At 30.9% G+C, this 19064-nt stretch carries 21 protein-coding genes; 13 read left to right on the top strand and 8 right to left on the bottom strand.

Annotation, left to right across the window (positions count from 1 at the left end; genetic code table 11):
• Positions 1-270: 270 nt before the first annotated feature.
• Positions 271-1086 (top strand): 2,3,4,5-tetrahydropyridine-2,6-dicarboxylate N-succinyltransferase, encoded by an 816-nt coding sequence (locus AC3QL1_RS12435; RefSeq protein WP_035683702.1) that lies wholly within the window; start codon positions 271-273, stop codon positions 1084-1086.
• A 79-nt stretch (positions 1087-1165) separates the two neighbouring features.
• On the opposite strand, the gene AC3QL1_RS12430 is transcribed toward AC3QL1_RS12435, so the two are convergent.
• Positions 1166-1912, bottom strand: a complete 747-nt coding sequence (locus AC3QL1_RS12430; RefSeq protein WP_492497573.1) for a glycosyltransferase family 2 protein — start codon at positions 1910-1912, stop codon at positions 1166-1168.
• Between the two features lie 129 nt (positions 1913-2041).
• Between AC3QL1_RS12430 and AC3QL1_RS12425 the strand changes: the two genes are divergently transcribed.
• Positions 2042-3109, top strand: coding sequence for a glycosyltransferase family 9 protein (locus AC3QL1_RS12425; protein ID WP_492491758.1), 1068 nt, complete (start codon positions 2042-2044; stop codon positions 3107-3109).
• Positions 3110-3128: 19 nt separating this feature from the next.
• The gene (locus AC3QL1_RS12420; protein ID WP_492491756.1) at positions 3129-3902 is read left to right on the top strand and encodes a glycosyltransferase family 2 protein; all 774 of its coding nucleotides are present in this window, start codon (positions 3129-3131) and stop codon (positions 3900-3902) included.
• On the opposite strand, the gene AC3QL1_RS12415 is transcribed toward AC3QL1_RS12420, so the two are convergent.
• Positions 3883-4647: a lipopolysaccharide kinase InaA family protein gene (locus AC3QL1_RS12415; RefSeq protein ID WP_492491754.1), complete on the bottom strand. Its 765-nt coding sequence runs from the start codon at positions 4645-4647 to the stop codon at positions 3883-3885. The two genes, AC3QL1_RS12420 and AC3QL1_RS12415, sit on opposite strands and share 20 nt — an antisense overlap.
• An 85-nt stretch (positions 4648-4732) precedes the next feature.
• Between AC3QL1_RS12415 and AC3QL1_RS12410 the strand changes: the two genes are divergently transcribed.
• From AC3QL1_RS12410 to AC3QL1_RS12395, 4 genes are all read left to right on the top strand, one after another.
• Positions 4733-5809: a glycosyltransferase family 4 protein gene (locus AC3QL1_RS12410; RefSeq protein WP_492491752.1), complete on the top strand. Its 1077-nt coding sequence runs from the start codon at positions 4733-4735 to the stop codon at positions 5807-5809.
• 139 nt (positions 5810-5948) lie between these two features.
• Entirely contained in the window at positions 5949-6908 is a 960-nt protein-coding gene (locus tag AC3QL1_RS12405; RefSeq protein ID WP_492491750.1) for a WaaS/CpsH family glycosyltransferase, read from the top strand.
• A 9-nt stretch (positions 6909-6917) separates the two neighbouring features.
• Complete coding sequence (locus AC3QL1_RS12400) at positions 6918-7883, top strand: hypothetical protein (protein ID WP_492491748.1); 966 nt, start codon at positions 6918-6920, stop codon at positions 7881-7883.
• A 54-nt stretch (positions 7884-7937) separates the two neighbouring features.
• Positions 7938-8894 carry a WaaS/CpsH family glycosyltransferase gene (locus AC3QL1_RS12395; protein WP_492491746.1) on the top strand — a complete coding sequence of 319 codons (957 nt, stop codon included), beginning with the start codon at positions 7938-7940 and terminating at the stop codon, positions 8892-8894.
• 6 nt (positions 8895-8900) lie between these two features.
• On the opposite strand, the gene AC3QL1_RS12390 is transcribed toward AC3QL1_RS12395, so the two are convergent.
• Together AC3QL1_RS12390 and AC3QL1_RS12385 are read right to left on the bottom strand one after the other, a co-directional pair.
• Positions 8901-10115, bottom strand: a complete 1215-nt coding sequence (locus tag AC3QL1_RS12390; protein ID WP_492491744.1) for a glycosyltransferase — start codon at positions 10113-10115, stop codon at positions 8901-8903.
• 28 nt (positions 10116-10143) lie between these two features.
• On the bottom strand, positions 10144-11292 hold the full coding sequence (locus AC3QL1_RS12385; RefSeq protein ID WP_492491742.1) for a glycosyltransferase: 1149 nt from the start codon (positions 11290-11292) through the stop codon (positions 10144-10146).
• Between the two features lie 69 nt (positions 11293-11361).
• Here AC3QL1_RS12385 and AC3QL1_RS12380 point away from each other — a divergent pair, with 69 nt between their 5' ends.
• Both AC3QL1_RS12380 and AC3QL1_RS12375 read left to right on the top strand, forming a co-directional pair.
• Positions 11362-12255 (top strand): hypothetical protein, encoded by an 894-nt coding sequence (locus tag AC3QL1_RS12380; RefSeq protein ID WP_492491740.1) that lies wholly within the window; start codon positions 11362-11364, stop codon positions 12253-12255.
• Between the two features lie 19 nt (positions 12256-12274).
• Entirely contained in the window at positions 12275-12835 is a 561-nt protein-coding gene (locus AC3QL1_RS12375; RefSeq protein WP_492491738.1) for an L-threonylcarbamoyladenylate synthase, read from the top strand.
• Positions 12836-12899: 64 nt separating this feature from the next.
• Here AC3QL1_RS12375 and AC3QL1_RS12370 read toward each other — a convergent pair whose 3' ends face one another.
• Positions 12900-14024 (bottom strand): cysteine desulfurase family protein, encoded by a 1125-nt coding sequence (locus tag AC3QL1_RS12370; protein WP_492491736.1) that lies wholly within the window; start codon positions 14022-14024, stop codon positions 12900-12902.
• Positions 14025-14107: 83 nt separating this feature from the next.
• Between AC3QL1_RS12370 and AC3QL1_RS12365 the strand changes: the two genes are divergently transcribed.
• Positions 14108-15100, top strand: a complete 993-nt coding sequence (locus AC3QL1_RS12365; RefSeq protein WP_492491734.1) for a hypothetical protein — start codon at positions 14108-14110, stop codon at positions 15098-15100.
• A gap of 148 nt (positions 15101-15248) precedes the next feature.
• Here AC3QL1_RS12365 and AC3QL1_RS12360 read toward each other — a convergent pair whose 3' ends face one another.
• Complete coding sequence (locus AC3QL1_RS12360; RefSeq protein WP_492491732.1) at positions 15249-15800, bottom strand: DUF8465 domain-containing protein; 552 nt, start codon at positions 15798-15800, stop codon at positions 15249-15251.
• A complete protein-coding gene (locus AC3QL1_RS12355) occupies positions 15790-15975 on the bottom strand; it encodes a hypothetical protein (RefSeq protein WP_115847675.1) in 186 nt (61 codons plus the stop codon). The genes AC3QL1_RS12360 and AC3QL1_RS12355 overlap by 11 nt, the downstream gene beginning before the upstream one ends.
• Before the next feature lie 123 nt (positions 15976-16098).
• Here AC3QL1_RS12355 and AC3QL1_RS12350 point away from each other — a divergent pair, with 123 nt between their 5' ends.
• On the top strand, positions 16099-16365 hold the full coding sequence (locus tag AC3QL1_RS12350) for a DUF2752 domain-containing protein (protein WP_492497572.1): 267 nt from the start codon (positions 16099-16101) through the stop codon (positions 16363-16365).
• A gap of 14 nt (positions 16366-16379) precedes the next feature.
• Here the strand turns inward: AC3QL1_RS12350 and AC3QL1_RS12345 are convergent, their stop codons facing one another.
• Positions 16380-17081 carry a DUF1003 domain-containing protein gene (locus AC3QL1_RS12345; protein ID WP_492491730.1) on the bottom strand — a complete coding sequence of 234 codons (702 nt, stop codon included), beginning with the start codon at positions 17079-17081 and terminating at the stop codon, positions 16380-16382.
• 192 nt (positions 17082-17273) lie between these two features.
• Here AC3QL1_RS12345 and epsC point away from each other — a divergent pair, with 192 nt between their 5' ends.
• Together epsC and cysM are read left to right on the top strand one after the other, a co-directional pair.
• Positions 17274-18065 (top strand): serine O-acetyltransferase EpsC, encoded by a 792-nt coding sequence (epsC, locus tag AC3QL1_RS12340; protein ID WP_492491729.1) that lies wholly within the window; start codon positions 17274-17276, stop codon positions 18063-18065.
• Positions 18065-18952 (top strand): cysteine synthase CysM, encoded by an 888-nt coding sequence (gene cysM / locus AC3QL1_RS12335; protein WP_492491728.1) that lies wholly within the window; start codon positions 18065-18067, stop codon positions 18950-18952. Before epsC ends, cysM begins: the two co-directional genes overlap by 1 nt.
• Positions 18953-19064: the final 112 nt, after the last annotated feature.

Here is a 19064-nt window from a genome sequence, read left to right as displayed (position 1 = left end):
TAGATTAAATCTTTTGTTTTTGGATTGTTACGATTCCAATTCTTAGAAATCATGCCGCGAAATTAATGGGAAGTAAAATCACAAAACCTGATTTTTGTCATATTCTGATATTAAAAAAACTTTTAAAGGTATTTGTGATTTTCATTATCACTATGAAACCTTTATTTATTTATCAAATTCAAAACAAAAAGTTACACCTGTAACATTTTCAAATACTTTTACTCTTTTGCTTTTGCCCAAATACGCTATCTTTGCAAAAAATTAAAACTTATGAATTCTTTACAGACTATAATTGAACAAGCTTGGGAAAACAGAGCTTTATTACAAGAAACAGCAACAACTGATGCGATCAGAGAAGTTATCGAATTGGTTGATGCAGGAAAATTACGTTGTGCTGAACCAGTTGGCGACAAGTGGCAAGTAAACGAATGGGTAAAAAAAGCTGTTGTAATGTATTTTCCAATTCAAAAAATGGAAACATGGGAATCTGGTATTTTCGAATATCACGATAAAATGTTGCTAAAAAGAGGTTATGCTGAAAAAGGAATTCGTGTAGTACCAAATGCTGTTGCACGTTACGGAGCTTATATTTCTAGTGGTGTAATTTTGATGCCAAGTTATGTAAATATTGGTGCGTATGTAGACGAAGGTACAATGGTTGATACCTGGGCAACTGTAGGTAGTTGTGCTCAAATTGGTAAAAACGTTCACTTAAGCGGTGGTGTTGGTATTGGTGGTGTTTTAGAACCTTTGCAAGCTGCTCCAGTAATTATTGAAGACGGTGCTTTTATTGGTTCTCGTTGTATTGTTGTAGAAGGTGTTCACGTTGGTAAAGAAGCTGTTCTTGGTGCTAACGTTTGTTTGACTGCTTCAACAAAAATTATCGATGTTACCGGAGATGAGCCTGTTGAAATGAAAGGTTTTGTTCCTGCGCGTTCTGTTGTAATTCCTGGAAGTTATACTAAAAAATTCGCTGCAGGTGAATTTCAGGTTCCATGTGCGTTGATTATTGGTACTCGTAAACCATCTACAGATTTAAAAACTTCATTAAACAATGCGCTTCGTGAATATGATGTTGCTGTTTAAGATTTAAATTCCAATATTTTAAATTCCAAATTCCAATTATTATGATTGGAATTTGGAATTTTTTATTTAAAGGTTGTATTTATTCTTTTTTCTGAAGTTTCAAAAGCTTCGCATATTTCATATAAGAGAAAAAACTTTGAATCATGGCAATCGACAATCCGTCAATTCCGTTAAAAATTCCTTTCTTAAAAAAATAACAGCGAATAAAAGCTACTGTACCATTAAGAACCGGTTTAAAAGCATTTATTCTTTTTCCCTGATCATATAATTGTTGGGCATGCCAGCCAGAATATTGATTTTTTTTGGCAATTATCTGATCTAAAGAATCCCAACCGTAATGTAATATGTGCACGGCTACTTTTTTCTCATTTTGAGTAATTATTTTTTGATGCACTTTTGAGTCTGAAGGACGAGCAGTTTGTTTATTAAAAAAACGAACTTTATGATCCGGATACCATCCTGAAAAATCGATCAGTTTATTTCCTAAAAAGTTTTTTACCCTGAAACTAAAAGCATCATGGTTTGTGCCTAAATATTTTTTATTCAAAATAAATTCTTCGGCATCTTTATCCAGAAACTCATCTGCATCAAGATTCAAAATCCAGTCATTTTTACAATATGGCAATCCGTGTGTACGCTGTGGTCCGTCTCCTAAAAAAGTCTGTTCGATAACTATTGCGCCTTTTTCTTTTGCAATTTCAACAGTGCGGTCTTTGCTGAATGAATCTACAATAATGACTTCATCACATACTTTTAGTAATGCATCAATACATTTTCCTATGTTTTTCTCTTCATTGAAAGTAATAACCAAACCGCTAATTTCCATTGTAAATTTTAATTTATTAGCCACAAAAATATGATTTTTTTAATTTAGTTTGCTCTTATTCTCATCATACGGTTGTGCACTTCATAAAATAGTTTGTAATTTAGCCTTGAAAATCGAACTTAAAAATAAATGAGAATATTAGTCATTCAGCAAAAAAGAATTGGAGACGTATTAACAAGTACTATAATTTGCAACAACTTAAAAACAAAGTTTCCGGATTCAGTGATAGATTATATGTGCTATCCTAATTCTGTTGATGTACTAAAAGAGAATCCAAATATTGACAATATTATTCCATTAAGTAATAAGGTAAGAAAATCAATTCCTTCTTTATTTAAATTCATTTTTGAGATTCGAAGAAAAAAATATGATGCCGTAATTGATGTTTACAGCAAATTAGAAACCAATCTGATTACTTTATTTTCGGGAGCAAAATACAAAGTTTCCTATCATAAATCGTATACAAAAATCATCTACAATTACACTTACAAACGTTTTGATGCTGTAAAATCAGAACATGGATTAGCAATTGAAAACAGATTGTTATTGCTGAAACCTTTTATATCTGAAAAAATTACAGATGTAAAACCAAAGATATTTTTGAAAGAATCTGAAATAAATGAAGCAAAAAATCTTCTAAAAAGCTACAACATTAATACGGCAGAAAAGCCATTGATCATGTTTGGAATTTTAGGAAGTGAAGTTTATAAAACTTATCCGCTGGAAGGAATGGCGAAAATCATTGATTTTACTGTTGCCAAAACAAATGCAACTATTATTTTTAATTACGTTCCTTATCAAAAAGATCTCGCATTAGAAGTATATAATTATTGTACAGAAGAAACAAAAAAGCATATTGTTTTTGATCTTTATTGTACAGAATTGCGTTCTTTTCTGGCTTTATTATCACAATGTGAAATGCTTATTGGCAATGAAGGCGGCGCAGTAAATATGGCAAAAGCACTTGAAGTTCCGACTTTCTCAATTTTTACACCTTCCGTACGAAAAGAAACCTGGCAATTATTTGAAAATGAAGCTAAAAATGCGTCAATTCATTTAAAAGATCTAAAACCTGAAATATACGAACAGCATACAGAGCAATATATAAAAGAGCACACTTTTGAATATTATAATGAATATCCTTTGCCTCTGATGCTTGAAAAATTAGATACTTATTTTCAAGAATATAAAAATTGAAAAAAGTAAAAACAATCTGATGAATACTAATGAAAAGCAAAAGTTATCGGTTCTGATAATTACGTTTAACGAAGAACTTCATATAAAATCATTACTTGAGGATATCGATTTTGCTGATGAAATAATTGTCGTCGATTCATTTAGTACCGATGAGACGGTTAAAATAATTGAATCATTTGAAAACGTGAAATTGATTCAAAACCCATTTCTTAATTATACAGCTCAGCGGAATTTCACCTTAGATCAGGCAAGAAATCCGTGGATATTATTTATTGATGCAGATGAAAGATTAACGCCCAATTTAAAAGCCGAAATTATTTCGACAATAAATAATCCAAACGCTGCAAGTGCTTATTTGATTTACAGAACTTTTATTTTTAAAAGCAGAAAATTGCGTTTTAGCGGCTGGCAGACTGATAAAATTTTCAGGCTTTTTAATAAAACAAACTGCAGATATACGGAAGACAGATTGGTTCACGAAAAATTAATAGTAAATGGATCTGTTGCCACTTTAAAAAACAAGCTGATTCATTTTTCGTATGCTAATTACAAAGATTATAAAGCGAAAATGTATAATTATGGCATTTTAAAAGCAAATGAAAAATTAAAAAAAGGACAGAAACCATCAACATTATTAATGATTCTCCATCCTTTTTATACCTTTTTATATCAGTTTTTAGTCCGCTTTGGTTTTTTAGACGGCGTAAAAGGAATTATAATTTGTTATTTAAATGCTTATAGTATTTTTATCAGATATAAAACACTTCAAAAAATTACTTCTTCCAGAATTTAAGTTTCTTCTTTAAACGTTTTTTTCTGTAAAATTGCTCCTGAAAATCAGCCGTGTATTTCCATAAAGTATCAAACGTTTTTTGCTCAGATTCTGTGTATAATTTTGCATATTCATTGCTCATTACTGCAACCATTTCTTTTAATGGCGTTAATCTTCGCAAGTTGTTCATTCGCATTTCAAAACTCATTGATTTATGAAATTCCATTCGGTTTAAATCAACCAGAAAAAAATCATAATTCCCTTCAGCATTCTTTTTTATCAAAGTATTTCCCGGTGAATGATCCAGAAATTCAATTCCTTTTTCGTGCAATTCAAAACTAAATCTGGTAAATTGTCGCAATATGTTTTCACGATCAGGATAATCCGGAATTTCTACAAGTTCTCTATACGTAAGTTCTGTTACCAGATGTTCACTTACATAATAACTGTCCTGCAATCCAAGCAAGTTAAAATTTTCAAGAAAAGCAATTGGCTGAGGCGTACCAATACCTCTTTCTAATAAAATTGTGGCATACTCAAAAGAGCGTCTTGCTTTTGATTTTCGAAAATATTTATAAGCAATCTTATTTATGAGATTAGGAATTTTAAACGACTTAATGTTAATTGTTTTATCGTTTAGATCGAATAACTTAATAACATTACGCTGTCCATTACCGAAAAGAACTCCTTTATTACTAAATGATTTAATAGTATCAAGAATTGATGTAGTGTCTTTAGTAAAAATTGGATTTACTTTAAAATTCATGGGAAGTTTTTTATGGACAACAAAAATACATATACAATTTAACACTTCAAATTAATATTGTATTTTCGTGAAAAAAATTGGATCAATGTCAAATCAAAAAAGTGTTTTTCTAGAAACTCACAATATCAATAACAGAGCAGGCGGTTTAGGAACATTTAATTATGAATTAATTAAAGGTCTGTCTGAATTGAATTTTGATGAGATGAAACTAACATTAAATGCCACAGACATCAACGCGCTTGAAAATGAATTTGGCAAAAAATTCGATTATCATAAATATACCAGTTTATCAAGATTAAAAATTTTCAGAACACGTAAAAATTATGATTTATGGCATTCTGTAAATCAAAATACAAAAGTTGAACCTGCTGAATGTAAAAAGTATTTACTGACTATTCATGATGTTAATTTTACCGAAGAAGTTTCTTCTGACATCAACCATAAACGAAATAAACTTTTTTTAGAAAAACTGAATAAAGCAACCGCAATTACTTATATTTCAGAGTTTTCAAAAACACAGACACACCAATATTTTAATGTTCCTAATGTTCCGGAATATGTAATTCATAACGGAAATCCTATTACAAACTTATTGGACACATCCTCTTATATTGCAGCTGTTCCTGTTAATAAACCATTTTTTTACACTATTGGTGATTTTATTGAAAGAAAAAATTATGGTGCTATTATCAATATGATGAAGTTAATTAAAGATTTTAATTTAATTATTTCAGGTAATAATGATAAAAAATACGGTGAAGAAATAAAAAAACTGATTAGCGATAATGGACTAACCAACCAGGTTTTTTTAACCGGAAAAGTAACGGATGAAGGAAAACAATTCTTTATGAAAAACTGCAGCGCTTTTCTTTTTCCATCTATCAGAGAAGGATTTGGATTGCCTCCTATCGAAGCAATGAGCTTTGGTAAGCCGGTTTTTTTATCGGATAAAACTTCATTACCCGAAATTGGTGGAAACGAAGCCAATTACTGGACCAATTTTGATCCTGAATATATGAAAAACATACTTTTTGACGGATTGAATCATTACGAAAATAACAAACAGGAATGTGAAACCCTTTTAAAAGAAAGAGCTTCAGTTTTTGACTGGAAAGTCGCAGCTTCTGAATATTTAAACGTATATAAAAATATTTTACTATAAAAACTACCCCTTTTATTAATTATAGAATTTCTCTAAAAAGAAAAACCCCGCTTACTATATAATGTAGAATTTAGATAGTATGCGGAATTATTAACTATTATTAAAATAATTTTTACTTGATTGTAATAAAACACACATTATGCGTATTACTCTAATAAGTCTGGATAACTGGGGATTTAATAATCACATAGCGATCTCTTTGAAACAAAAGGGTCACAATGTTCATCATATTAATTTTAATAAATATGAATATAACTATCCTAATGTCCTTTACAGGATTTACAATGCTGTTTTAAAAACTTTTTTTAAACAAAATTTAAAAACGAAATATTACGGAAAAAAAATCATTGAAAATCTTAAGGAAATTAATGATATCCAGGATTTAATAGTAGTTATAAAGGGCGATTTTATTGATCCGAAAAGTGTTTTGGAATTAAAGAAATATGGCAAAAAAACGGTGGCTTATTTTAATGACAACACCTATCGCTGTCCGAAAATAATTCGGGTTATTCCAAATTTTGATGAAGTTTTTTCATTTGAAAAAGAAGACTGCCAAAAATACAATCTGAAATTTGCAACCAACTGGATTTATAATTCTGCTTCTGTACCAACTGAAAAACCTTTTGAATATCAAGTTTTTAATATTATTTCTAAAGATCGCAGAGTACATCTTCTATCTAAAATTGCAGATAATCTAAAAGCCAACAATATCAGTCATAAAATATTTGTTTACGATAAAAAATACCGAAAGAAAACATCTTCAATCGAATTTATTACAAACCATATTTCACTATCAGAAATAAAAGAATATATAAACAGATCACAGGTTTTACTGGATGTAAATCGAAAAGGTCAAAACGGATTAACTTTTAGGGTTTTTGAAAGCATTGGTCTGCAAAAAAAGTTAATAACTACAAATGCAGATATTGTAAATTATGATTTTTATAATCCCAATAATATATTGGTAATCGATGAAAAAAATCCGGAAATTCCGATTTCATTTTTTGAAAAAGATTACGAAAAATTACCTGATGACATTTTGAACAAATACACGCTGGACGGCTGGATTGAAAATGTAATTTATAATACAACAAAATAATTTAATTAAATGGCACAAAATATATACATTATCTGTCCTCCTAAAAAAGCAACTGGAGGTCCGGAAGCATTACACCAATTAGGCTATGTACTTAATTTACTTGGATATAATGCAAAAATGCTATATTCTAAATATAAAAAAGATCCTGTACATCCATTTTATAAAAATTACAATGTTCCTTACGTAATGAAAGTAAAGGACAGTGCCAATAATGTTATGATAATCCCTGAATCAATGACAAATCTTATTGCTAAATATCCTTTGGCTGAAAAAAAAATATGGTGGTTAAGTCTTGATTTTTATGAGGTTTTAATGAATAGCCGGGAAAAGAAAAAGAACTGGATCAGAAAAATATTTGTCCCTTTTAAACATACCGAATACCGATTTGAACCAAATAAAACAGTTACACATTGGTATCAGTCTCAAAGAACAAAAGAATTTTTATTGACTAAAAAACTAGATAACGATATTGCTTATTTATGCGATTATGTTACGGAACTTTTCTTTGAAAATCTTCCTAAAACTTTTGTCAAGGAAGACATAATCACTTACAATCCAAAAAAAGGACTGGATAAGATTGAAAAATTCATGAATCTTCTTCCGCAATACAATTGGGTACCATTGACTGGTATGACGAGAGAAGAAATGAGAAATACTTTGCGAAAAGCCAAACTTCATATTGATTTTGGATATTTTCCGGGCAGGGATAAAATTCCGAGAGAAGCACTTGTTTCAGGCGTTTGTTTATTAACCGGACGTGATGGAACATCTGCTTTTAAAGAAGATTTGGGAATTCCTGAAAAATATAAATTACATGAAAATGAAATGCAAACTGAAAAGGTAACAGAACTTATAAACCATCTCATGAATAATTATGAAGAGGTTTTTAGTGAATTTAAAGATTTCAGAACATTTGTAATGAATGAAAAACAAAATATGATTGATCACACCAAAAAGCTTTTTGCGCAATCGTAATTCTATTCATAAAATAATTTCATTACCTATTTTGCATTTTATAATTAGAACGCTATGAAAATATGTATCATAAGTTTTGATTCAACTTATTTTGATCACAACATTATAATTGAATTAAAAAAAAGAAATATTGAGGCAAATCATATCGATGCTTCAAAATTTAAATACAAATACAAATCTGTTTTTAACAAACTAAGTAATTCTATTAATAAATTATTTTTCAATAAAAACATAAAAACCATAGCGTTAGAACAACATATTCTTCAAGAACTTAAAAAACTTGGACATCAGGATACAATTCTTTTTATACGTCCGGACAGAATAAGCAAAAAAGCGCATCTGGAAATAAAGAAATTAACGAACAGATACATCTCTTATATTTATGACAGCTGCAGGCGATTTCCTATTGATCATTTATTAGATGGCGTATTTGATGAAATCTTTTCTTTTGATATGATTGATGTTGAAAAACATAAGTTTACATTCATATCAAATTATATTTATATGGATAAAAGAGAAATCAAGGCTGAAAATGAAATCAATAATACTATTTTTATAGTAATATCTATTGACGAGCGATTTGACTTTTTAAATAAGTTAGCCAATTATCTTACCGATCATCATATTGATTTTAAATTCATAGCTGTTGGCAAAAGAAAGCCTGAAAATATTAATGAAAATATCATTTTTTCAAATAAAACACTGCTTCCGGAAGAAATTCAAAATGATTTAGAAAATTCTAAAATCTTCTTAGATCTCATAAGAAAAGACCATAACGGATTAAGTTTCAGAATTTTTGAAGCTTTGGCAATGCAGAGAAAAATTATTACTACAAATAAATCAATTAGCCAATACGATTTTTACAATCCTAATAATATTTTAATTCTGGATGAAAACTCAGATATAAAAATATCATCAGATTTTCTGACTACACCATATGAACCTCTAAGCGACGATGTCTATTATAAATATACGATCGAAAATTGGGCAAAAACAGTATTTAAATTATAGAAACAGTTACTCCATTAGGCTCACTAATTTTATCTGGATTGTATTTTTAGAGAAAGGCGCAATAACTTCTTTAGAATCTGCACTTATTTGATTCCAAAGCGTTTCATTGTTATAAATTGCTATTATATTATCGACAATTTCCTCTTTTGTATTTGCGATCACGGCGTCTTTATTTCTTCCAAAATTAAAACCTTCGGCGCCAATATTTGTTGTTACAAGAGGTAAAGCAAATTCTAAACTCTGCCCTATTTTTCCTTTTATTCCTGCTCCATAACGTAATGGAGCTACAAAAACCCTTGAATTAAGAAAATAAGAAGATACATCATCGACAAAACCTAAAACTTTAAATTTATCAGACGATAAACTTTCGATTTCTGCCGGCACATTACTTCCAATAATATTAATAGCAATTTCGGGGTTTGTTTTCCATAACAAAGGCATAATTTCATCATATAAATACTTTACGGCATCTACATTTGGTTTATGATCAAAACCGCCTATAAATAACAAATCCTTACGCTCATTAAAGTTTCTAGATTGTTTGTTTTCAATAAACTGATGAATATTTCCTATTGAAATTGTTTTATTTTCATTATCGTAATATTCTTTTAAGCTTTCCTTTTCAAAATCAGAAATAACAATAATTTTATCTGCTTTTTGGCAATTGTCAAGTTCGAGTTCCAGGTATTTATTTGCCGTTTTCATAATTTCAGGATCTCCTATTAACTCCGATTCTCTTTTAAATCTCAGATAATGAAAATCAACCATATCAAAAAACACTTTAATTGATGGTTTAATTTCCTTCATAGCAGGATAATATTTTTCGAAAATTTCAGGTCTGTGCAGCCAAGCAAAATCTGTAAAAGGAAGTATTTGGCGCAGAAAATCATTTTTCATAATTAACTTTCCTGATTTATCAACACTTGGCTCATAAACTACTGCACCTAAATTTTTAAAATATTCTACATAATCTGTTTTAAAACGATGTTCCCTGAAATCAGCCATTAAAAAAACTCCAATTTCATTTTCAATAAGTAATTTGATGATTTCTGTTAATCGTCTGGAGCCTGAATCTTTATCATATTCAGGAACTTTTATATCAACAATAACCACATACTTCTGGTATTTTAAATTAGAAGTAAAATCAATTTGTTTATTTTGTTTTTTAAGTTTTCCAGCTAAAGATTTTAACCTGAAATATAATTTAATGGATTTAAACATTTTATTGAATTAATGCTAGTATTGAAATTTAGCTGTTAGTTAAAAAAATACGATCAAGCACTTTATAGGCTTTATTGATATCAAAATTGTCTTCAAAAAAACTTTTAGCTTCTAAATGATTTTTGCCGTAAAACGCTGCATCATTCAAAAGTTTGTGTATATAATCAGCAAACAATAACGGATCATTTGTGGTAAGACATCCATTATTTGTTTTATTTACTAAACCATCAACACCTCTTTCCGTACAAACTACCGGAATTCCGTGTGATAATGACTCTATAACTTTTATTTTTACTCCCGTACCGGATAACATGGGGCAAATGGTAATTTTAGTTCTTTTATAAATATCATCTAAGTCTTTGGCAAACACTATTTTCTCGACATTTTTAAATGCTGCTACATGATTATTGATTTTACCAACTACGGTAATTTTAATATTGTCAGCTAATTTTGGATACACTTCATCAAAAAACCAATTGGCTGATTTTATATTGTGGTCATTCTCGCTGGCGACATATACAATATCGATATTTTTAGCTGTATTTGCTGAATTTTCGATGTTATTGGGCAAACTGTGATTTATTAAACTTACCGGATTCTTTATAAACTGCGAAAAAAGATATTTTTCTTCACTTGAAATCACCCACACATGATCAAATTTTTTAAGCGAATTTATCTCGGTTTTAAAATAATTTTCCAAAATAAATTTTCTGTTATGCTGAAATTGTGAGGTTAAAAAATCATGCGTATCAATAATCCATTTCGTTTTTTTTCCTTTTATGGCCTTATCTAAAAGTGGAGACCAATAAACATACGACATAATTACAAAATCATATTCGGTATCATTTAGTACTTTTAAAAACTGCTCTTTATATCCAAATTTGGTTCGGTCAAAATCTTTAATTTTATTATTTAACTGTCTGGGAAAAGAGTAGTTAAAATAATATTTAAGCCGATTATTATTCTTTTCAAGCTTTTCAAGTAAAAACCCTTCCGCAATTAATTTTTCAGTTTTTAATTCGGCAATTGAGTCTTCTTTAAATCCATCTGATTTTTCGCCAACAAGATCTACAGCAATATTACGATCTCTAAAATAACGCAATAATGACAAGGCTCTCGCGTTATTTCCCTGACTATAAGACAAAGGGTTTTCAGGGTAAAAATAAAGAATTTTCATTCGAAAGAAATATTTTAAACCCCAAAAATAGTTTATTTTTGACATTTTAAATAACGCTGAGAAGATAATATGACTGATATAGTTATTTTAATCAAAACATACAAAAATGATTATGTTTCCTATACAAAACTAATTAAATCAATAAATACTTTTAACACCGATAAAATTCCTGTTTATGTAGCTGTAAATGACGAAGATTACCATTATTTTGTTGCCAAAAATAAATATCCGGAATTAAATATCCTTAAAGATTCAGATATATATTCAAGTACTATAAAAAATCCATGGCGATATCAGCAAATTATAAAAAGTAAGTTTTACAGATTAAATATTTGTAAAAATTATCTATGCATCGATTCTGACAGTGAATTTATAGCTCCGTTTAAAAAAAGTAATTTTTTGTTTGATTCAGATACTCCGTATACGATTATGCATGAATCAAAATCTTTTTTGGAAATGACAAACCAAATAGGATTAGATTCTGATGCTGTATTTTTTAAAAATGCATCGACAGTAACACGAAAATTAATCGGCAATACACATACAAAAATCTGGGATTACGGCCCATCGCCATATATATGGTCATGTTTGGTGTGGAAAGATTTTAATGAACATTTTTTGGCTTCCAAAAATATGTCTTTTGAAGATTTTATGAATGAAATTGAAAAAGAAAGTCCGCCATCTGAAACCGTTATTTATGGTGAATATCTGTTAAAAACAAATCTGATTCCGATATATCCAATAGAAGGTTTTTTTAAAGTGTATCATTTTAAAAAACAATTTTTGCTGGAAAAAAGATTTCACAATATTGAAAAATTAAAAAAGGTATATTTAGGAGTTATTTTTCAAAGTAATTGGGATAACAAAAGCATTACAATCAAATATGTAAATCGAAAAATAAGAAAAGTAAAACTTATTTTTTCTAAGATTAAAGGTATTTTTGTACCCTCAAATAAAAACTAAAAGTTAATTCAATAAAGAGATGAACGAAGAAATAATTAACGCCTACGAAGTCATCAAAGAAGGCGGAATAATACTTTATCCAACAGACACCGTTTGGGGAATTGGCTGTGATGCCACAAATCCTGAAGCCGTTGCCAAAATATACAAATTGAAACAGCGCGCCGAAACTCAAAGTATGATTGTACTAATGAATGGCGAAAAAATGATGTATAATGTTTTTAAAGATATTCCTGAAGTTGCGTGGCAGATTTGGGATTTATCTGAAAAACCTACTACATTAATTTTAGATGAACCCAGAAATGTAGCGGCAAATATTATTGCTGCAGATAAATCGTTAGGAGTTCGTTTAGTAAAAGAGCCTTTTTGTTTTAAATTGTTAGAAAGAATGAAAAAGCCTTTGGTTTCAACTTCTGCAAATATTTCGGGACAGCCAACTCCAATTGCTTTTAAGGATATTAATCCTGAAATCGTGAAAGGTGTTGATTATGTTGTAAAATTAAATCAGGACAAAGTTGCGGGAAAACCTTCGACCATTATAAAACTGACAAAAGATTCACAGGTAAAAGTGATACGTAAATAATTTTTTTGTTTCAGGTTTCAGGTTTCAAGTTCTGTTCAAAACGTGAAACCTGAAACTTGAAACCTTAAACAACCTTTAAGCTCCCCATCAGATAATCGATATCTTCTTTACTATTGTAATGACTAAAAGAAATTCGGAGATTTGGTAATTTCAAATCCGTTTCTGAAAGCATTTCTTTTAAAACATGCGAAGGTTTGATGCTTCCGGATTGACAGGCGCTTCCTCTTGAAACAGCAATTCCTTTCATATCCAGACTAAACAATAACATTGAGGTTTTATCTTCAGAAAACGGTAAAATGATGTTGATGATATTGTAAAAATCTTCTTTTTTACCATTGATTCTAAAACCTGGAAAATGAATTTCTAATTGCTCAATCAAGTAGTTTTTCAAATCCAGAATATATTTTCTTTCTTCTTCTAAATTTTCATAAGAAACAGCCAATGCTTTTGCCATTCCGGCGATTTGATGCACGGCTTCGGTTCCGGCGCGTAATCCTTTTTCCTGTTCCCCGCCAAAAATTAATGGCTGCAAACCTGTATTTTTTCGAATAAAAGCAAAACCAATTCCTTTTGGACCGTGAAATTTATGTGCACTTGCAACTATAAAATCTATTGGCGTTTTTTGTAAATCAATTTCGGTTTTACCAACAGACTGAACTGTATCTGAATGAAATAAGGCATTATATTGTTTGCAGATAATACTTACCCTTTCCAGATCTAAAATAGCGCCTGTTTCGTTATTTACATGCATTAAACTCACTATTGATTTTTTATCCTCAGATAATAAACTGGACAAATGCGTTAAATCTATACTTCCGTCAGGGTTTATATTTACATAATCAACCTGAATATGATAATCTGATTCTAAAGCCAAAACCGCATATAAAACAGCGTGATGTTCAATTTTAGAAGTGATGATACGGGTTACTTTCAAATCTTCAACTGCCGAACGAAGAATCCAATTATCGGCTTCTGTACCGCCTGAAGTAAAAATAATTTCCTGAGCAGAGCAATTCAATTGTTTTGCAATACTTTTTCTGGAAAGCTCTAAAATAGTTTTCCCATTTCGGCCAAAACTATGTGTAGAAGACGGATTACCAAAATCTTCAGTCATCACTTTTGTCATTTCCTGAATAACTTCAGGTCGCATGGCTGTAGTTGAGGCGTTATCGAGGTATACTTTTTTCATTGGTACAAAGTTAACAAATATCAATTGTGAATTCTTAAATATCATTTGCCAAATTTTTCACTATTTTTGACGCAAATAAAATTATGATGAGAAAATATGCAAGCCTACTGTTACTCGCCCTTTTACTAAACGGTTGCGATGATGGTGATATAACTGTTAACGAGGTAGATTTTGAAACCATAGCTGCACAACATTGTACTGAGGAAAATTTACTGGTATATAAATTAAAAGCCCAGGAATCATTACTATTACAAGTTGCACAAAACACTTTTGAAAATGAGCCAACGCCAGAGAATGATCCAAATACATTTATTATTGACAATACTAATTACAGATTAGTTTACAGAGGATATGACGGCGCTATAACAGGAACTTATATTTGCAGTCTGATTCCGCCGGTATCGCCAAAAGTTAACGACGAATGGTTTGCCACAGACGGAGTAATGGAAGTTACAACTACCGCAGATAAAGAAGCTACAACAGATAATGGTACTAAAATTACCGGATATACGCATAATATCATTATTAAAAATGTAACCTATAAAGTTTCGGGTGTTGATGTAACCGTGCCTGAAGTAAAATTTGGGGATTTTAAAACTACAATAGCAGCCGAAGATCAGCTGGTTTTAACTTTTACCAATCCGGCGGGACAATGTGGTGGTTTAACAGGTCAGGTATATAACTATAACGCAGGTGCAACTATTACAATAGACAACATAGAAGCTTCACTAATAGTAAATTCTGCTACACCGGCAAATACACCTAGAACAGGAGTAATTAACAGTGCAAAAAACAAAATTTTATATCGTGTTTTTAGTGGAAACGGAGTTATCACAAATGATTATTTCTGTCAAGGATCAACACCAAGTACTCCAACATTAAAAGAAACATGGACTGCAGATAATGGTGTCGATGGTGTAAGTGGTATTATTGAAGTAACAACTTCGAGCTTAACACCAACTACTTTCAAACATACAATCGTTCTTAAACAAGCGACACTTCGCAAAGGAACTAACTTTTTCTCACTAGGAAATAACTTCGTGTTAGGAGAGTTAATCACAGAAGTTGCACCTTAAAAAAAACAAGGATTTTTACCAATAAAGATTTTAAAAAATTCTTACAAAAAAACATCCGTTTTTCTCTCTGCTTTTTAAAAGTTTCAGAAAGAAAAACGGATGTTTTTTTATGCTTAAAATTGAGTTGAAATAAGGCTCAAAAACAATCTTATTTATTATTTTGCCTAATATAAACTTCGGTTGCACCTAAACCATATTTTTGATAATTGGCATCCTGAAAATCTATTCCGTCGTAACGGCCCAATAAAAAATCAAGCTCGGCTTTTAAAATTCCTTCGCCAACTCCGTGAATAAAAACAATTTTCGGAATGCGGTTTCTGATCGCAAATTCAATGTGTCTTTTTGCTGTTTCTGTTTGCAAAGTCAAAATGTCATAATTTGACATTCCGCGTTTATTGGGAACCAGTTTTTCAATGTGCAAATCAAATTCCGGAGCGGCAATTTCGCGTTTATCTTTCTTTTCTTTTACAAAACTTCTTGGTTTTGGCTCTGTTTTCTCTTTTACAATTTCATCTAAATTAATTCTTTTAATAGAATTCATTAAATTACTGGAATCTTGTATTTTAAGCAATTCATTGACAAAAAATGTCATCATAAATCCATCTTCAGTTTCGATCAAAACTTCTTTGTTTTTCACTGAAACTACGGTTCCGTTTATGGCTTCGTCTAATACCGAAACCTTATCTCCTTTATTCAACATCCTGCTCCTCTTTTTCTTGATTTTTACTTGGCGTTTTCGCACTCAACTGCATCATTCCATACATGAAAACTGCGATTGCAATTACCATAATATAAATATTTTTATCTGCCGAAACCTGCTCATATAGTGCTACCGAAATAGCAAGAATCATTATTAAAATTTTAAAAGCTTTCATATTTTAAAGTATAAGAATCCAAAAGTATAAAACTAAAAAATAACAACTTCCATCTCGTAAGTGTTATCGAATATTTTTTTTGTAAAATTGTAAAAAATAACTGCTTTGAATTTAGAGAAATTTATGCTTCCCTGTTTGTTCAAAACACTGTTCGGAATTGAGTGTCTGGGCTGTGGTTTTCAGCGTGCTTTATTCTTACTTTTTCAGGGCGATTTTTTTGCCGCTTTTAAGATGTATCCTGCGCTTTATACTACCCTTTTATTTTTAGGATTTGTAGCTTTATATTTTTCAGATAAAACAAAAAAATACAAAAACCTGCTTTTGTTTTCAGCACTCATAAATGGCATTTTTATGATTGGCGGCTATTACTTTAAGCACTTTTATTTTTGATTTTTTCTCCTGAGTTATTTCTTAATCTGATTTAAAATATCGTTCATCATTTCGATTTGAACTTTCTGAATTTCGATTAATTCCTGTTGCTGATGCATAATCAAATGATCAATTTTATCGTGAATCATTCGTATTTCCAATTCAGATTTCAGGTTGATCATATAATCTTTTTTGGCACGATTTCGGTCTTTTTCTTCCTGACGATTTTGACTCATCATAATTACCGGAGCCTGCAATGCGGCAATACAGGACAGAATCAAATTCAGCAAAATAAACGGATACGGATCAAATCCTTTGTTGACCAAAATGTAAACATTCGATCCAATCCAGATGACAATAAAAAGCAAAAACGAAATAATAAAAGTCCAGCTTCCGCCAAAATTCGCCACATGATCTGCTATTTTTTGACCAAAACTTCTGGTTTCTTCTTCATCTTCAACTAAACTTACAATAGATTTATCTTCTTTTAAAGAGGAAATAACACTTTTTTCCAGATCAGAAAGTGCCCCGATTTCCGTAGATAAATAATTTGAAATATATTTCTGGCGGTAGGCATTTAACTCTTTTACAGCAATAAAATCAGCATCACAAAAAGAAGGATGATCTTTAACAATTAGTCCCAAAATAGGATCATGAATAGATTTACCTGAAATTTTTTCTTTTGAAGGAAAAGACAGATTAGAAATTGCACTTTTAAAAGTCGGCTCGTTTTTCATTTTTAATATATTTTACTGGCTAATTTACGCATTTAACTTCTTAAGAATCATATAAAATATTGCCCTTTAAAATTCTTTTATTTATCACAAATAGAATTCTTAAAACGAAATTTCTTTAGTTAATTCATGCCTTTATTTACAAAAAACACCTTACTTTTAGCGTTTCAAATTATTCATTCAATTATTGTAATTGTGTCAAAAAATACCATCATACAAAATATAAAAGCTTTAAAAAGCCATTCAAATATAAATTACGGAATCAAAACTAAAACTGAAGATTTTACCGAAAAGCTTTTTTATACCCTTTTTGATTCAAATGCGCCTTTAGACGAAAGTATTGACGAACTTGAAATTCGTTTTAAGGAAATTGCTGTTTTGGCCTGCAAAAAACCACAAAATTTATGTGGCTCAATTTGGGATCGATTTCTCGAAAAACTTCCCGGAGTTCTTGAAAAACTAAATCAGGATGCTGAATATATTCTCGAAAATGATCCGGCATCAAACAGTATTGATGAAGTTTATCTGGGATATCCCGGTTTTTATGCCATTGCGATTTACAGATTAAGCCATGAATTATATCAGCTTGATTTATTATTATTTTCAAGATTGATGAGTGAATATGCGCATAGAATTACGGGAACTGATATTCACGCAGGCGCACAAATTGCTTCTCCGTTTTTTATAGATCACGCTACCGGAATTGTTATTGGTGAAACGACCGTAATTGAGAAACACGTAAAAATTTATCAGGGAGTTACGCTTGGTGCCTTGAGCGTGAGCAAGGAAATGAAAAATGCAAAACGTCATCCTACCGTAGAAAAAAATGTTTGTATTTATGCAAATGCTACTATTTTGGGCGGACAAACTACGATTGGTAAAAACAGTATTATTGGCGGAAATGCCTGGGTAACCAAATCTATTCCGGCAGGTTCTATTGTGATGAATACCACTACAACTGAAGTTAAAATAAAAGAAATAAAATAATGGGTCCACAGAAATTGCTAAACCTAATTGGAAATACGCCATTGATGGAAACTGTCAATTTGGTTAAAAATAAAAACGTAAAACTTTTACTGAAACTCGAAGGAAATAATCCCGGCGGAAGCGTAAAAGACAGAGCGGCATATAATATGATTGCGTCGGCTCTGGAGAGAGGCGATATTAAAAAAGGAGATAAACTAATTGAAGCAACAAGCGGTAATACCGGAATTGCTCTGGCAATGATTGCGCAATTGTTTCAAATAGAAATAGAATTGGTTTTACCGGAAGATTCTACAAAAGAACGTACACAAACCATGCGTGCCTATGGCGCTACAGTGATTTTAACACCAGCCAGCGAAGGAATTATTGGTTCGCGTGATTATGCCGATAAAAAAGTCGCGCAAGGCGGTTATTTGATGTTAAATCAGTTTGCGAATGATGATAACTGGAAAGCCCATTACAAAACTACCGGTCCTGAAATCTGGAATGATACTGACGGAACGGTTACACACTTTGTTTCGGCAATGGGAACAACAGGAACTATTATTGGAACTTCGACTTATTTAAAAGAAAAAAATCCTGCCGTTCAAATCGTAGGAGCTCAGCCAAGCGACGGATCTCAAATTCCGGGAATCCGAAAATGGCCGCAAGAATATTTACCTAAGATTTTTGATGCTTCAAAAGTCGATACCGTTATCGATGTAAGCGAAGATGAAGCCAGAGAAATGACAAAAAGATTAGCACTCGAAGAAGGCGTTTTCGCCGGAATGAGCAGCGGCGGTTCTGTTGCAGTTGCCCTAAAAATCGCCGAACAATTAGAATCAGGCGTTATCGTTGCCGTAATCTGCGATCGCGGGGATAGATATTTGTCTTCGGATTTGTTCGATTAAAGTTTCTAAGGTTCTGAGTTACTAAGGTTCTAAGTTGTTTTTACAGATTAAAAAACTTAGCAACTCAGAACCTTAGCATCTTAGCAACTTAAAAAAACTTAGCAACTTAGCA

The sequence above is a fragment of the Flavobacterium sp. GW823-FHT04A11 genome, assembly GCF_058796535.1.
Note: the sequence above shows the minus strand (reverse complement) of the source record. Positions and strands in the feature narration are given on the sequence as shown.

Coding starts and splice junctions, on each gene's coding strand:
- AC3QL1_RS12435 (WP_035683702.1), top strand. CDS start 271: ATGAATTCTTTACAGACTATAATTGAACAAGCTTGGGAAAACAGAGCT.
- AC3QL1_RS12430 (WP_492497573.1), bottom strand. CDS start 1,912: ATGGAAATTAGCGGTTTGGTTATTACTTTCAATGAAGAGAAAAACATA.
- AC3QL1_RS12425 (WP_492491758.1), top strand. CDS start 2,042: ATGAGAATATTAGTCATTCAGCAAAAAAGAATTGGAGACGTATTAACA.
- AC3QL1_RS12420 (WP_492491756.1), top strand. CDS start 3,129: ATGAATACTAATGAAAAGCAAAAGTTATCGGTTCTGATAATTACGTTT.
- AC3QL1_RS12415 (WP_492491754.1), bottom strand. CDS start 4,647: ATGAATTTTAAAGTAAATCCAATTTTTACTAAAGACACTACATCAATT.
- AC3QL1_RS12410 (WP_492491752.1), top strand. CDS start 4,733: ATGTCAAATCAAAAAAGTGTTTTTCTAGAAACTCACAATATCAATAAC.
- AC3QL1_RS12405 (WP_492491750.1), top strand. CDS start 5,949: ATGCGTATTACTCTAATAAGTCTGGATAACTGGGGATTTAATAATCAC.
- AC3QL1_RS12400 (WP_492491748.1), top strand. CDS start 6,918: ATGGCACAAAATATATACATTATCTGTCCTCCTAAAAAAGCAACTGGA.
- AC3QL1_RS12395 (WP_492491746.1), top strand. CDS start 7,938: ATGAAAATATGTATCATAAGTTTTGATTCAACTTATTTTGATCACAAC.
- AC3QL1_RS12390 (WP_492491744.1), bottom strand. CDS start 10,115: ATGTTTAAATCCATTAAATTATATTTCAGGTTAAAATCTTTAGCTGGA.
- AC3QL1_RS12385 (WP_492491742.1), bottom strand. CDS start 11,292: ATGAAAATTCTTTATTTTTACCCTGAAAACCCTTTGTCTTATAGTCAG.
- AC3QL1_RS12380 (WP_492491740.1), top strand. CDS start 11,362: ATGACTGATATAGTTATTTTAATCAAAACATACAAAAATGATTATGTT.
- AC3QL1_RS12375 (WP_492491738.1), top strand. CDS start 12,275: ATGAACGAAGAAATAATTAACGCCTACGAAGTCATCAAAGAAGGCGGA.
- AC3QL1_RS12370 (WP_492491736.1), bottom strand. CDS start 14,024: ATGAAAAAAGTATACCTCGATAACGCCTCAACTACAGCCATGCGACCT.
- AC3QL1_RS12365 (WP_492491734.1), top strand. CDS start 14,108: ATGATGAGAAAATATGCAAGCCTACTGTTACTCGCCCTTTTACTAAAC.
- AC3QL1_RS12360 (WP_492491732.1), bottom strand. CDS start 15,800: ATGTTGAATAAAGGAGATAAGGTTTCGGTATTAGACGAAGCCATAAAC.
- AC3QL1_RS12355 (WP_115847675.1), bottom strand. CDS start 15,975: ATGAAAGCTTTTAAAATTTTAATAATGATTCTTGCTATTTCGGTAGCA.
- AC3QL1_RS12350 (WP_492497572.1), top strand. CDS start 16,099: ATGCTTCCCTGTTTGTTCAAAACACTGTTCGGAATTGAGTGTCTGGGC.
- AC3QL1_RS12345 (WP_492491730.1), bottom strand. CDS start 17,081: ATGAAAAACGAGCCGACTTTTAAAAGTGCAATTTCTAATCTGTCTTTT.
- cysM (WP_492491728.1), top strand. CDS start 18,065: ATGGGTCCACAGAAATTGCTAAACCTAATTGGAAATACGCCATTGATG.